This is a genomic window from Alkaliphilus oremlandii OhILAs (genome assembly GCF_000018325.1).
Lineage (GTDB): Bacteria > Bacillota > Clostridia > Peptostreptococcales > Natronincolaceae > Alkaliphilus_B > Alkaliphilus_B oremlandii.
Map to the genome: position 1 here is coordinate 1,894,221 of NC_009922.1, position 15,102 is coordinate 1,909,322.

General features: G+C 34.6%; 16 protein-coding genes. 1 reads left to right on the forward strand and 15 read right to left on the reverse strand.

Annotated features, from left to right (window positions below):
• Positions 1-48 precede the first annotated feature (48 nt).
• The 11 genes from CLOS_RS09235 to CLOS_RS09280 form a co-directional block, all read right to left on the reverse strand.
• Positions 49-546 carry a GNAT family N-acetyltransferase gene (locus tag CLOS_RS09235; RefSeq protein WP_012159653.1) on the reverse strand — a complete coding sequence of 166 codons (498 nt, stop codon included), beginning with the start codon at positions 544-546 and terminating at the stop codon, positions 49-51.
• Between the two features lie 208 nt (positions 547-754).
• Positions 755-1,537, reverse strand: coding sequence for a DUF3221 domain-containing protein (locus tag CLOS_RS09240; RefSeq protein ID WP_012159654.1), 783 nt, complete (start codon positions 1,535-1,537; stop codon positions 755-757).
• Between the two features lie 97 nt (positions 1,538-1,634).
• Complete coding sequence (locus tag CLOS_RS15915; protein WP_156774434.1) at positions 1,635-1,790, reverse strand: hypothetical protein; 156 nt, start codon at positions 1,788-1,790, stop codon at positions 1,635-1,637.
• 276 nt (positions 1,791-2,066) lie between these two features.
• Positions 2,067-2,366 (reverse strand): AtuA-related protein, encoded by a 300-nt coding sequence (locus CLOS_RS09245; protein WP_012159655.1) that lies wholly within the window; start codon positions 2,364-2,366, stop codon positions 2,067-2,069.
• A complete protein-coding gene (locus tag CLOS_RS09250) occupies positions 2,367-3,710 on the reverse strand; it encodes an acyclic terpene utilization AtuA family protein (RefSeq protein WP_012159656.1) in 1,344 nt (447 codons plus the stop codon).
• A gap of 11 nt (positions 3,711-3,721) precedes the next feature.
• Complete coding sequence (locus tag CLOS_RS09255; RefSeq protein WP_012159657.1) at positions 3,722-5,056, reverse strand: CitMHS family transporter; 1,335 nt, start codon at positions 5,054-5,056, stop codon at positions 3,722-3,724.
• Between the two features lie 377 nt (positions 5,057-5,433).
• Positions 5,434-6,774 (reverse strand): sigma-54 interaction domain-containing protein, encoded by a 1,341-nt coding sequence (locus tag CLOS_RS09260; RefSeq protein ID WP_012159658.1) that lies wholly within the window; start codon positions 6,772-6,774, stop codon positions 5,434-5,436.
• A gap of 293 nt (positions 6,775-7,067) precedes the next feature.
• Positions 7,068-7,787, reverse strand: coding sequence for a hypothetical protein (locus CLOS_RS09265; RefSeq protein WP_012159659.1), 720 nt, complete (start codon positions 7,785-7,787; stop codon positions 7,068-7,070).
• Positions 7,788-7,997: 210 nt separating this feature from the next.
• Positions 7,998-9,377: an MATE family efflux transporter gene (locus tag CLOS_RS09270; RefSeq protein ID WP_012159660.1), complete on the reverse strand. Its 1,380-nt coding sequence runs from the start codon at positions 9,375-9,377 to the stop codon at positions 7,998-8,000.
• Between the two features lie 184 nt (positions 9,378-9,561).
• Positions 9,562-10,074, reverse strand: coding sequence for a GNAT family N-acetyltransferase (locus CLOS_RS09275; protein WP_012159661.1), 513 nt, complete (start codon positions 10,072-10,074; stop codon positions 9,562-9,564).
• A gap of 26 nt (positions 10,075-10,100) precedes the next feature.
• A complete protein-coding gene (locus CLOS_RS09280; RefSeq protein ID WP_012159662.1) occupies positions 10,101-10,445 on the reverse strand; it encodes a phage holin family protein in 345 nt (114 codons plus the stop codon).
• Positions 10,446-10,546: 101 nt separating this feature from the next.
• On the opposite strand from CLOS_RS09280, the gene CLOS_RS09285 reads away from it, so the two are divergent.
• Positions 10,547-11,044 (forward strand): MogA/MoaB family molybdenum cofactor biosynthesis protein, encoded by a 498-nt coding sequence (locus CLOS_RS09285; protein WP_012159663.1) that lies wholly within the window; start codon positions 10,547-10,549, stop codon positions 11,042-11,044.
• A gap of 82 nt (positions 11,045-11,126) precedes the next feature.
• Here the strand turns inward: CLOS_RS09285 and moaC are convergent, their stop codons facing one another.
• The 4 genes from moaC to CLOS_RS09305 form a co-directional block, all read right to left on the reverse strand.
• The gene (gene moaC, locus CLOS_RS09290) at positions 11,127-11,606 is read right to left on the reverse strand and encodes a cyclic pyranopterin monophosphate synthase MoaC (protein WP_012159664.1); all 480 of its coding nucleotides are present in this window, start codon (positions 11,604-11,606) and stop codon (positions 11,127-11,129) included.
• Between the two features lie 26 nt (positions 11,607-11,632).
• Entirely contained in the window at positions 11,633-12,811 is a 1,179-nt protein-coding gene (gene thiI, locus CLOS_RS09295) for a tRNA uracil 4-sulfurtransferase ThiI (protein WP_012159665.1), read from the reverse strand.
• A gap of 7 nt (positions 12,812-12,818) precedes the next feature.
• Positions 12,819-13,976 carry a cysteine desulfurase family protein gene (locus CLOS_RS09300; RefSeq protein ID WP_012159666.1) on the reverse strand — a complete coding sequence of 386 codons (1,158 nt, stop codon included), beginning with the start codon at positions 13,974-13,976 and terminating at the stop codon, positions 12,819-12,821.
• Between the two features lie 147 nt (positions 13,977-14,123).
• On the reverse strand, positions 14,124-14,735 hold the full coding sequence (locus tag CLOS_RS09305; protein WP_012159667.1) for a lactate utilization protein: 612 nt from the start codon (positions 14,733-14,735) through the stop codon (positions 14,124-14,126).
• Between the last annotated feature and the right edge of the window lie 367 nt (positions 14,736-15,102).

The following is a 15,102-nucleotide window of genomic DNA, read 5'->3' on the forward strand; positions in this document are numbered from 1 at the left end:
TTAATTGAAGTATTCTACTTAGAGCATGATATTATATCGTTTAATTTTCTAGATAAATAGCTTTGCCATGTGGTATTCGTCGATAAATTTACCATTTACAAAGCAGGATTTCTCCCTTATGCCTTCTATTTTAAATCCCATTTTCTCATAAAGCTTGATTGCATTCTCATTATGTTTCATAACAGTTAATTCCAATCTAATAATCCAATTGTTCATAGCCCACTTATCTAGCTCTTCCAACATTTTACGACCAATACCTTCACCCCTGTAGTTTCTTAAAATTCCAATAATGATATATGCACTATGCTTCGTTCTATTTGCAGTTCCCCTTTCTGCAGATAAGAATCCAACAATTGTACCCTCATCTTCTGCCAATAATAGCAGTGAATTTTTATTCGTTTCTTCTATCCTATGGGTCATTTTTTCCACATTTGTTTTTCTCTCACCTGGCTCATATAGCATGAAACTGGTTTCTGAATCCAATTGTTTTAAAAATGATATAAATTCTTGAGCATCATGAGGTCTTCCCTCTTTTATTTTGATCATCCCATTTTCCCCTTTAAATATAAAGTTTGTATGTCTTTTTAAATATTATTGTTGAAATATATACGCTGTCCATTTTGAATATCTTTAAAATATACATAACTATATCATTCTTCCTCTATATAGAAATTCCTTTTCTTTCAGCTTAACTTATACAATATTTTATCGTTATCCATTTAATAATAAAAAAGAAGGTATCACATACCTTCTCTTAATTTACATTAACTTCAAATTCTATTTTCAACATTATATTTTCTACCTGTTCTTTATTCAAAGAAAAATCTGTATATGCAGTAAAGAAATACTTTCCTTTCGGTAGCTTCAGTTCTTTTTCTGAATAATACTGTTTCCAAAAATCAGCTTTAGGATCCTCTTCACTGTATCCTCCACTTTTTGAAAATGGTATCGTATATATTTCACCTTTATTTAAAACTGTTTGTTTTAATATATCTTGGGTCATGCCCTCGCTGAAGTATTCTTTTCCATCGTAGATTTCATAATGGAAATAGGGTTCACCTGACCATATGGTAATACTGTCTTTTTCTCCAATATACTCTATGGTCGAATACATACTGATTTCTTCTTTTTCTTTAAACTCTAATTTGTTGATATATGTTTTTACTAGGAAATTTTCATCTTCTGTTGTAAAAACATTGTAGTCCAATATTTGAACACTGTAACATTTGTTAATTTGTGCAGGATAACTTTCAGCAATGGTACCATCGTAGAGTATTTCAACTTTATGTCCTATTTCAATATCCTCTACTGATATCTTTTTATCTTTAGATTCTAATACAGTATTGTTTCCTATGGATACTTTAATTTTATCAGCAGAATTTAGCTCTACAGAGCCCTTTATAGGTTCTACCACCAAGTAGGACCCATTGTTCTCCAATATAGTTGCAACCAATAAAGTTTTGTTGTTATTTTCTGGATGGCTACAACCTGATAAAATAAGAATTGCACCTATCATCAAAATCAAAATTTTTTTCATAATAAATTCATCCTCCCAACTGTTTCCTTTTATTTTTAGACGATGAATCTCTTTAAATTGTTCCATCAAGTTGTATTAAGAGAATAATATTTTTTACTTATGTTGCTTCAATTAAATTACAGTCAAATACATTAAATGCTTCGAAATCAATCCGATCTTTGTATTTATAAAATAAATGATGTAAACGATCAAGTGAAGCAAATGATTCTGGGCAAATCGGCGCATAAAAATATCTAGCAATAATTTTTTTCATTGGACCCACCTCTCTATATTTTAAAAATTGTTTACACATCCATCTATTCACATCTCATTCTCTATTCTCACATTCCCAATTATATAAAAATCTCTATCTACTTTTTTAAAAATATATAAATAGTATATTGTAATTATATCTTTTATTCTTTCACCATACTTAAAAGTCCTTCTATCACAGAAAAAAATACAGCAACCTTGACTATTCAAGGCTACTGTATCTATTACAACTGTTCCTATACTTATATTTTATTACATTTATAACTTAGTCCTCCGACTATATTTCCATATTCAGTAGGAAAGAGCTTAAACTTTTACCGTGTTTATCCAGAGAAAGGCTTCTCGTAACCCCTCCACCTAAGGCGTCGTACATGACAAAGTTGAATGCGCCGAGTTGTGGCAATTCATATCTTATAACTTCTCCCTTTACAATATCTTTAAAATGTTTTTTTACGGCCTCAGCAGTTATTTTTTCTTTAACTTCTTTAAAATCCTCCATATTGTATACGATTAAGGAAAGATTAGAAATATTTCCTTTATCACCTGTTCTTGAGTGCGCAATTTCCCATAGCTTCATTTACTTCACCTCCAATATACGTACATCCACTGGAACATCTTTTTTAGGTATTAAGATAGAGGCAACAGATATAATTTCCGATACCTTTTTTGTTGCCCCACCGCCACCTGCTGGTCCATTGGTATATAGTGTTTCAACTTCTTCGCCAATCTTTGTAGCAACAGCACGGTCCTTCGTTCTTGCAGAAACTCTAAGTCTTACTTCTTCAGAATCTCTATAATCTTTATCTGCATTCCAATAAAGACTATTTACGCCAATCAGATCATATTTAATTTCGTCTACCTGAATATTTCTGATCTTTAGTCGTTCCTTGACAATTTCACCAGCAAGGATTCCTCTCTCATAAGCTCCAAGGCCTCCATAGGAAATTTCTCCTTCTCCGATATAGCAATCCTTGTATCCTATTGAAACTTTGAAACTATCGGAATCCTTTTTACCACTTGCGCCAATAACCGCAACGACATCCTTTTCAATCTCTTGGAATTCTACCTTTGAAAAATCTGCAATTACATCCGGTGTAATATAGTTGGCTGGATCATGAATCTCATATATCATTTGTTCGATTAACGTGTGCTTTGTCACTTTTCCTCCAGATCCTTCAACTTTAGTGATCATGAAGCTTCCATCCTCTGATACCTCTGCGATTGGGAAGCCCAGTCGAGCTAATCCTTGAACATCTTTCTTGCTAGGTTCAGCATAATATCCTCCCGTTGCCTGTCCGCCACACTCAAGCAAATGACCAACCAATGTCCCTTTACCTAAAAGATCATAATTATCCCAGTCCCAACCGAATTCATATATCAGCGGTGCCATAAATATAGCAGGATCGGCCACTCTACCAGTAATCACTACATCAGCACCCATTTCTAAGGCCTTAACAATTCCTTTAGAACCAAGGTAAGCATTCGCTGATATAATTTCTCCATCTAATTCCTTTAGTGTTTGTCCTGTTTCCCAAACTGTAATGTTTTTATAGTGATCCATTCGACTCCCTACATCGTCACCTGTAACCGCTGCGATTTTAATCCCTTTAATCCCCAGTTCCTGAGCAATTTTATACACTGCTTCCGCACCTGCATGTGGATTTGCTGCTCCCATATTTGTAATAACCTTTATTTTCTTCTTCCAAGCAAGAGGTAGAACCTTTTCCATCCTGTATTCTAATAATTCATTATAGCCTTTGGTTGGATTTTTTAATTTTTCTTGCTGTGCTATGGCAATTGTTCGCTCTGCTAGACACTCAAAACCTATATAATCAATATTTCCTTTTTCAAGCAATTCTAATGCTGGTTCCAATCGATCTCCAGCATATCCTGCCCCACTTCCTAATCTAATTTTTTTCATGTTCTCCCTCCTTAAATTCTAATCGCGCCGAATACCACTGAAGCTACAAGCATTACGATTGTTACTGTAAATGAATACGGTATTGTTTTTTTCTGATGCTCACCAAAATCAACACCCGCTAGACCCACGAGAAGAAATGTAGCCGGTGTAAGGGGTGAAACAGGGAATCCCGTTGTCATCTGACCTAAGATAGCGGCCCTTGCAATGCTTATTCCCTCAATTCCAAATCTACTTGCAGTGGATGATAAAACTGGTAATACACCGAAGTAGAAGGAATCTGGATCAAATAATAGAGATGATGGCATTGAAATAACGCCAGTAATAACTGCAAAATATCGAGCTGCTGAAGCTGGTATAATTGCCACCAGCGCCTCTGACATTGCAGTGATCATTCCAGAACCTTTCATAATTCCTGTGAATGCTCCTGCCGCAAACAATACGGAAGCCATAAGTATTGCTGATTTTGCGTGGGCATCCACTCTTGATTTTTGCATAGAAACTTCTGGATAGTTTATTACTATGGATAATACAAAGGAAATCATAAATACAACTTCTGGCTTGATTCCATATTTACCACCCATGATTAATCCTACAATTGCTACTAAAATTAAAATAACATTTACACCAAAGAGATGCGGCCTTAGAAGAGCTTGTTGTTCCTCTGTTAACTCTTGTTCCATTTCTTTTACGCTATTTGTATTACTTTCTCCCAATCTACCTTTCTCTTTTTTTCCAAGAATAAAAGCAATTAATAGGACTGTGGCAAGGCCACATATTACAGGAATTACTAATGGATTAAATAAATCCATTACGTTCATTTCCATGGCTGTTGCCGCTCGAATAGTAGGTCCTCCCCACGGTACAATATTCATCGTACCTGCTGCCAGAGCAACAATAGTAGCCAAGGTTGTTCTACTCATACCAACGGCATCATAAACAGGTAATAATGCTGGAATACAAATTAAGAAAGTTACTGCTCCAGAGCCATCAAGATGAACAATCATCGCTAATATAGCAGTTCCCATTGCGATTTTAATAGGATCCGTACCGATAATATTAAGTATTTTCTTGATGATTGGACGAAAAGTTCCTGCATCAGTCAAAATTCCAAAGAATAAAATTGAAAAGATAAACATTACGCCAGTTGCTGCTACGGTTCCAATACCTGACGTAATAAATTTACCAATGTCTAAAATATTGTATGCACCTTCTCCAGTGGAGAAAAATGAGGCAATTGCTCCAATTACTACTGGTACACCAATTAATGCAACTGTAGCTGAAGCTTTCTTACTCATTACAAGCGCAAGCATAAAAATAACAGTTAAAAATCCTAACATTGCTAGCATTTATATGCTACCTCCTTTTTAATATTGTCACTAATATTAAGAGCAAATACCATGCCAAGTTAAGATAACCTACGTTTCTTCTTCCCTAAATTTATATTGTAAGCTTTTGTTGAAGTCCATTTATCCCTTATTTCTATTTTAAATAGTTGTGATTTTAAATGTTATCTAAAATTAGATACGATATAAAGTTAATCGATACAAAAACAATTAATTTTGTTTCTTTATATCTGAAAGTAAAGTTTTTGATTTATAATAAAAAAACAAGACTCTAATTTTTCTAGTATCTTAGAAAAATTAGAAGTCCCTCTTATAAAGTGTTTGCAATAGCTCACTTTGGGTTATTCTAAATATTTAAAATTAATTCTAATATTTTAGAATTAATCTCCTATTTTGTTATATAAAGATGCCAAAGAAATCCCTAATTTTTTTGCAGCTTTTCTTTTCCCTTCCGTATCAGCTCCATATTTATTTAGTTCTTTCAAGATCTCACGCTTTTCAAAAGCTCGAACTCTTTCGCTCAGCTTATCGTTAGTATTTATTTCTTCAACGGCGTACAATGATTCTGGAAGGCATTCCAACGTTATCAGACCATCTTTGGCTTTAAAAGATGAAAATTCTAAGACGTTTACTAGTTCTCTTACATTTCCAGGCCAATGATATTTTTTTAAAACCTCCATAGCCCCTTGATCTATTCGAATCACTCTTTTCAATTTTTTAGATATATTTTTTAACTGATCTATAGTTATAACAGAAATATCCTCTACTCTCTCTCGAAGAGGTGGTATTTTTATTGGAAAGACACTGAGCCGATAATATAAATCTGCCCTAAATTTTCCTTCTTTTACATACGCTTTGAGATTAGCATTGGAAGCACATATGATTCGCACATCTACTGGAATATCTGTAACACTCCCTACAGGTCTAATAATGTTTTCTTGAAGTGCTCTTAAGAGTTTTGCCTGAAGGCTGATATCCATTTCTGAAATCTCATCTAAGAATAGGGTTCCTTTATGAGCTGCTTCAAAAAGTCCCATTTTACCGCCTTTCTTTGCACCAGTAAAGGCTCCTTCTACATAACCAAATAATTCGGAGTCAAGGATCTCTCCCCTAAAATTTGCACAGTTAATTGCGATAAACACCTCGTTTTTTCTTAAGCTAAAGTTATGTATGGCATTAGCAAATAGCTCTTTTCCTGTTCCGGTCTCTGATTCTAGGAGCACAGTCATATCAGTCTCAGCAACCTGCATCGCCGTATTTTTAACATCTACCATAGATTTACTTACTCCAGTAATTGATTCAAATTTATACCGAGCACTATTCGCTTTGTTAATTCTCAAAATCTTGGTTTCCATCTTTTTTTCTAGTTGTTCAATTTGTTTTTTAAAATCAAAAGCTTCATTAAAAAACGTAACAACTGAAATACCACCGATTACTCTATCTTTAGAGTATACAGAGTACATATTTACAAAATAATATTCACCATTTTCTTTTCTTTCAACATGCATTAAATTTTCTCCCGATTGGATCACCTCTGGAAGCTTTGCACTGGATCTTATTTTCTTTAATTCAGCACCAATTAAATTTTCACGTTCTAATCCAATAAAATTGCAGTAAGCTTTATTTCCAAATATCACTTTACCATCTATATCAATAATCGTAATTCCTTCAGATATGGCATCCAAAATCGTCATAAGACTTTCATCAACCTTCAATTCCATTACTCTATCACTCCTTTTCGGTCAAATCCCTTTCAAAACTTTCAATTGTACATCATGCTACTGTTCTATGGAGTAAAAATTTTCTCAAGTCTGTTGCCATACCTTTATTCCTATGAATTTTCGCAACATACAATGATAGAACCATGGCGTTATCCTTACATTTTTCTGTTTTGTACCCCTATAAACCCTTGTGTTTGATTCGAATCACATTCAACAATTGCTAGAAACAGACCCTTTGGTTGTGTTTCTTTTATCCTTTCTACTATTTCCTTAATATTTTCAGTCCCTCCGTATTATATGGGCAGTATGGTAATTAAATATCCACCTACAAATAAACTTGCAATATTTGAAATAAGGACATATGCATTTGTTCTCGTCTTAGAATGCTCTTTTATCCATATTGGGAATAGTATCATTTCGGTAATAAGTATAATTATCTCAGCAAAAACCAAAGCTAGAATAACATATTCATTGGGTTTAAAACTGTTGATCCATAGATTCAATGCACCTTGTGTCATTAAATTGATGATTAGAAATGCAATCCATGATGCTTTTTCTCTGAAATTAAACATAAAAAATATGGCCCCTTCAATTAAGAAGGTTAAAATTATCCGGAGGGAAACCAGTAATACTGTCCTTGAAGGTAATTTTCCTATGGTCAATATCTGAGTTTCTAAATCCAAGGTATATACATTATTATATGCAATTATGGGCTTTTCAAAAGGAATTTCATATTGATGATCTTCTGTCTCGATTGTAAGAATATACGCTGGTGCCATTTTGATTTCCCTATAATAGAAAGTATATTGACTTTCGATTAATTTATCGGTTTTTCTGCCTCTTACTATATTATTATTGATATTCATGCTGATTTCTAAATCTGTTGGCGCATTTGGTACAATAATCAGTATAGAAGGCGGTTCCGCAGAATTCCCATAGCTCCAATTTGGTATTACAATCAATATACAAATCAATAAAAAAATTAGGTTCCATGGTTTCTTCCTTTGAATCATATTCCTGCTCAGCTCCTCTACTTTTATATAAGATATGGATTCCTTGGGTTTATACAGAGAATATTTCTATATCTTCTCTGATTTATAGAATACTATAACCTTCTATAAATCACTTTCATATCCTTCTTTTCATATCCATAATTTTTCTCTATCCTCAAAAATTAAAAGGAATCTACCGACATTGATCGATAAATTCCTTGAAACTTACTTCTAAATTGAAGCACTCATTGCTTCTACATCATGGATTATATTCTTAATCCACTTTTTAGAGTGAAGACGCTTCAACTCAAAACCAATTTTAACGACTTCTTCTAAACATATAATAAAGAATACTTCGCTTAAAGATAAATTAAATACAACTGCCCCTATATATCCGGCTGGGATAGCAAAAAACCATACGGTTCCAAGCTGTACCAGCATGGAGTAGGTCGTATCTCCGCCCCCTCTAAACACCCCAACAATCATCAAAACATTGAAAAATCGTAGTGGTGCAAAAACTGCCATAATTCGAAGGACAACGATGGTCATTTCAACGGTATCCTTATTGATATTGAATATACTCACAATATGGGGAGAAGCAATCCAAAGGGCGACTCCCGATACAAGGCCTATCATCGGGGTTAATATTCCTAGTTTTACTGCATAATCTATGGCTAGTTCTTCTTTATCTTCCCCAATCCTATTCCCAATCATAATAGAAGCTGCTGTAGCGACACCGATGGATAAAACCATAAACATATTGTTGATCGTTGTTGCGATTTGCATGCTAGCAACTTCTCGAATGCCTATTTTAGCATAGATAATAGAGTAGGCACTTAAGCCCAAGGACCAAATCAATTCATTTAATATTACAGAATAAGAAGTTCTAAAGTAGATTTTAATAAATTCAAAGTTAAATCCAAAGATTTCATTTAATTTTGCAGGAATTACATCATTTGTTGTGTGTGCAGATATAATAATAAATATCATTTCAACAAATCGTGCAATGCTGGTGGCGATGGCTGCTCCTTTAACGCCCATGGCAGGAAATCCAAGATAGCCAAATATCAGAACCCAGTTTAAAAATGCATTGGTTAATACGCCTATGAGACTTCCATACATAGGAGGATTTGCAATACCAATACTTCTCAAACTGGTGGAATATACTTGAGTGATTGCTGAAAAAATAAAGGTTATGGATACAAACTTGATATACTCTGCACCCAATGCTATGACTTCTGGGTTTTTTGTAAATATTTTTACAATCGCCTCCGGTGATATCCATACGATTATTGAAAATAAAATGGAAACGAATATGCTCAAAACCATATCTAAACCGATCATTTTTCGGATATTTGGGATATCTTTCTTCCCCCAAAACTGTGCAATAAATATGCTTGCACCCGCATTAATTCCCAACACAGCCAGTGTATACACAAAAAAATACTGGTTCACCAGTCCAACGGCAGCGATCGCACTTTCGCCTAGTTTTCCTATCATTAGATTATCCACCATATTTAATGAGGAGCTAATTAGATTTTGTAATGTAATCGGTATAACCAATGCTATAATTGTAGATAAAAAATGCTTGTCTTTTAAAATTTTTTTCATATGTCTGCCTCCTACGATTCATAGAAATAAATAAAAAAGACATATGGGTATTGAAAGCCGCCCATCTGCCTTTTAATTTTAATTTCATCTCTATATTGAGTTAATTTATCATACTAATTGATTATAACGATCATTGCTAATACAGTCAATATCTTTTGTGATTTTTCTGTAGAGCCTTATCTATTTACTTGTCATATTCCTTTGCTAAATTTATCAGTGCATCGTCACAGACTCGATATACGGTCCACTCATCCATTGGAACTGCGCCCATGCTTTTATAAAACTGAATGGATGGTTCGTTCCAGTCGATACACCACCACTCTAATCTCCCACAGCCTCTTTCAACGGCCAGTTTTCCTAAAAAGGATAGCATCAGTTTGCCAATCCCTTTTCCTCTCATTTCAGGCTTCACATATAAGTCCTCTAAGTAGATCCCAGGTCTTCCTAGGAAAGTGGAAAAATTATGAAAAAATAAAGCAAAGCCAACAGGCTCCCCATCATATTCTCCGATCACAACCTCCGCTGCTTTTCGCTTGAATAAGGAATCCATTAATATCTCTTCCGTTGCTACTACTTCATGCAATAATTTTTCATAGTCTGCTAGTTCTTTAATAAATTGTAGAATCAATGGTACATCATTTTCTTCTGCCAATCTCAATTTAAAACCATCTATTTTAGTATCCATTATATTTCCCATTTTAGCCTCCGTCTACTCTACTGTAGTTATTTTTTAACACCAACTAAACTCGTTAATATGAGATTCACTGCACCAATCAGTACAGATGCTACGACTGCTGCAAAAATATTCTTTACATCGAAGCCACCAACGATGCTGGAGGTTATCTTAAGTGTGATTCCATTAATAATAAATGTAAATAAACCCAATGTCATAATATTAATTGGTAAAGTTAAAATTACTAAAATCGGTTTGATAATTGTATTTACAATACCCAAAATAGCTGCAGCAACCAACGTAGACTTAAAGCTCGTCACGCTTACCCCTATGGACAAACCTGCGATTATGTAGATAGAGAGGGCGCTGATCAACCATCTAGCAAAAAACTTCATTCTATACACCTCCATTTCTATGTTATACTTATATTATATGATAATCCAATAATTACAACAATGTTTTTTTAAAAATTCGATCATGAGTGGAGGAATCTATTTTGATTACAGTAGGTATTATTACAGCAAGCGATAAAGGTTCTAAAGGAGAAAGAACAGATACCAGCGGTCCATTAATCGGTGAACTGTTGGAACCAATTGGTGGCATAGTAAAGGAATATATGATTGTTCCAGATGAAAGAGAAAAACTTGCCGAAGGTTTAATCTATATGTGTGACGAAGCAAAGCTGGATCTTATTTTTACAACGGGAGGAACCGGTTTTTCTCCTAGAGATATTACACCGGAAGCTACTTTAGATGTTGTGGAAAGGCTAACCCCTGGAATCTCTGAAGCGATTCGAATGAAAAGCCTCAGTGTTACGCCGAAAGCCATGCTCTCTAGAGCTGTTTCTGGCATTCGAAAGCAGTCCTTAATTATCAACCTTCCCGGCAGTCCTAAAGGAGTAAAAGAATGTTTAGAGGTCATTCTACCAGTTCTTTCCCATGGTGTTGGTATTTTAAAAGGTACAGATAATGAATGTGGCCACGAAGTAAAATAAATTGATGTGATAATTACAAAGACCTAAGACTTTTACTTTGAACCAGTAAGTATCTTAGGTCTTTATGTTTTATCTGAGCTTCCTAATCTTCTATAATGAAATCTCCAGATTTTCCACCTGTTTTTTTAGCCAATCTTATGTCCGATACCCTCATTGTTTTATCAATGGCCTTACACATATCGTAAATAGTTAAGGCGGTTACAGAAACAGCTGTTAAGGCTTCCATCTCTACGCCTGTTTTTCCGGTTGTTCTTACGATGGCTTCAATATCGATTTTGCTCTTTTCTTCATCAATGTTAAATTTAATATCGGCACCTGTTAGAAAAATATTGTGGCACATTGGGATAATATCACTGGTTTTTTTTGCTGCCATAATACCAGCTACTTGTGAAACAGCTAAAACATCACCCTTTTTTATATTCTGGTGGACGATTTGCTGGAGTGTTTCGGGTAGCATATAGATGCTTCCTCTAGCCACAGCTGCTCTATTGGTATCTGATTTCTGTCCAACCTCTACCATTTTAGCTCTTCCTTCTTCATTAAAATGAGTCAAAGTATCCATAAAGCTTCTCTCCCTTTGATATTAATTTAGTCTTCAATCGAAATCTTTTCTACTTCCAACGCTTCTAAAGCTGCACTGATGAGAGCTTCTACATCTAATTTACTTTCTGATTGAAGGATTTTTTCTAACTTAGGCTGTGTAACTGGATGTTTCGGTAAAAACACGGTACAGCAATCTTCAAATGGAAGTATCGATGTTTCGTAGGTTTCTATCTTCTGAGATAGATCAATGATATCTACTTTATCCATAGCGATTAAAGGTCTAAATACAGGCAGGTCTACAGCACTATTTGTAACATTTAGGCTCTTTACTGTTTGGCTTGCAACTTGACCGATACTCTCCCCAGTAACTAAGGCATCGCAATCGTTTTGCAGTGCTACGCGCTCTGCTATTTTCATCATAAATCTTCTTGAAAGGATGGTCATTTCTTCTTCCGGACACTTCTCGTTGATTTCCTTCTGAATCGGTAGCAGGTTCACAGAGTATAGTTTGAACGCTCCACAATAACCAGAAAGTATTTTTGCTAAATCCATTACTTTTTCTTTCGCTCGATCACTGGTAAATGGATAGCTATGGAAATGTATTGCCTCTATATCCACACCTCTTTTTCCAACCATCCATCCTGCTACCGGGCTATCAATTCCCCCTGAAAGCAGAAGCAACGCTTTACCGTTGGTCCCTAAAGGCAGGCCACCAAAACCACTAATTTTATTGCTAAAGACAAAAGCTTGATCTCTGATTTCCACATGAATAGAGACATCTGGATGATGGACATCAACAGAGATATTCTCTATATTCTCTAAAACGTGTCCACCCAGCTCTCTGCTAATTTCTAAGGATTGCATTGGAAATCTTTTATCTCCTCTTTTACTCTCCATTTTAAAGGTTTTAATTCCAGGATTTTCTAGCATTCGATCCTTTATCTCTTCAAGCACAACTTCTTTGATTCGGTCCATATCTACTTCAAACCTTTTTGCAACACTGAGAGAAACTACACCGAAGACCTTCTTTACGCGATCTGTAATATCCGCCACATCGTATGCATCAACGTCTACATAGATTCTACTATGCGCTTTATACACTTTAAGCTTACCCAGATCCGATAGTGCATGACGAATCTGTTTCACTAATTTATCTTCAAAAAATCTTTTATTATTTCCCTTCAACATGATTTCTCCATATCGAATAATTACTACATTTTCCATGATACCATCACCTCTTAATAATTCTCTTTAAACTCGTGTAATGTTCTTTAGTTTTTTCTAAGGCATAGTCGACTTCAGCCTTTGTCGTCCTATGGGATAAACTGAATCTGAGAGCACTATCAATCAGATTCTCATTCATACGAATCGCTTCCAACACATGGCTGAAGCCTTTTCTTTTTGAAGAACAAGCAGAACCTGAAGATACATAGATTCCATCTTGCTCTAAGCTATGAAGCATAATCTCACTTCGAACACCAGGAAAACTGACATTGATAATATGGGGAGCAAAAGCATCATTTTTTTCTGATGTGATATGGACATCTTCTATTTTAGTGCTAAACTCCTCTATAAAATAATCACGTAGCTCTTTTAAATGGGCAATATTTTGATTTTGCTCTTCTACAGACAATCGAACTGCCTCTCCCAATCCATAAATACCGGGTACATTTTCAGTTCCTGACCGTATTCCCATTTCCTGATTTCCCCCACTTAGAATTGGCGTTATTTTAGTTCCTTTTTTAACATATAACGCACCGATTCCTTTGGGTCCTTGGATCTTGTGTCCACTGATTGAAAAACTATCAACATTGAAATCTTTTAAGCTAAATTTTATTTTTCCAAAGGACTGAATGCCATCTACGTGAAATAAAGTCTTTGGATTTTTATCTTTAATAATCTTACTGATTTCCTTTATGGGCTCTATACTTCCAATCTCATTATTGACATGCATGATGCTGACTAAAATTGTTTGATCTGTAATTGAATCTTTCAGCTGATCTAAGGATATAAAACCCTTTCGATCTACATCTAAATACGTTACACAAAAACCCTTCTTCTCTAACTCATTCAATGTACTTAAAATAGATTTATGCTCTATCTTAGAGGTAATGATATGATTTCCACTGCGCTTATAAGATTCAGCAATTCCTCTAATGGCTAGATTATTTGCCTCTGTACCGCTAGAGGTAAATATGATTTCTTGGTCTGTACAGCCTAAAGCTTTAGCGATAATTCTTCTAATTCTTTTTATTTCTTTTTCGACTTCCATTCCTTTTCTATGAAGCGAGGAAGGATTCCCATAGGCTTCTTTCAAGGCTTTTAACATTGCTTCCACTACTTCTTCCCTAGGTTTTGTAGTAGCTGCATTATCTAAATAAACTTCCATAAATTCACCCTCATTTTAATATTACAGGTAATATCATATATGAATAATATTACTTTGTAAAGCTTTGTAATTCTTACTTTATTATGTCCTCTGCCATGATAAATAAGTATTCAGAAAAAAAGAAAGGTTATTGAAACCCTTCTCATTCTAAAATCCTAATTTTTCACCTACTATGTAAACCTGCAAATCTATTTCCATAGGTCTTCCACTGATAATCGTCGTAATATTACACATTCTTTCAGGACTTTGACAATCAGTACACTGTCCAGTAACAGCACAAGGCGTCTTGAGATTCAATCGATTTGCATTTTTACTACAGGCTTCATTTTTAATGCGATCAATAGCAGAAATTAAATCTGAACAGATTTTGTTTATCCCGCATATGACGATTACTTTTTGGGGACCATAGAACATTGAAGCTACTCTATTGCCAACACCATCTATATTAATCAACTCGCCATCCTCTGTTATCGCATTGGTCCCTGTTAGATAAATGTCGGATGTAGCAGCGATCCTTCTTGTCTCTGACATTTTTGATGGCTCTGATAACCAGTGCCAATGAACTTGATTACCAGCCTTTATTAAATCTTCATATAGATTTAATTCTTTCACTGACATTGATCCACCAATGCCTACTGACATCTCTTCTTTTATTTCCTTTAAAATTGCTTCTCTAGTTTCTTCCTTCGTTTTAAAAAATTTAGCACTGATGTTTCTCTTCCCTAGATTTTTTAAAACCTTTTCAATCCTTTGTTCCACGAAATTACCCCCTAAATGAAATAAGTGAATATGTATATACTCTATTATATACTAATTTTTACATAAACAAAATTATTATATATAATAAATTTTTTTCATGTCAAATCATTGACCTTTTTGTCGAAATTTGTTACAATATGTTTGTGGTTATCCCCCTGGTAACCTCGATAATATAATCTCTATTCCCAATACCCCTTTTGAACGGAATCACGTCCAACGGACGTGCAGCTAGGTTGCATAGACCTAGCTTTTTTTTTCGTGCTTGAAGTTTTTATGTAAATTTATATTTTCATATTTCCAAACTACTATTCTATGCTATATAATGATATTGGATTATCTTTATTATATTAAACTATTAGAGGAGGTT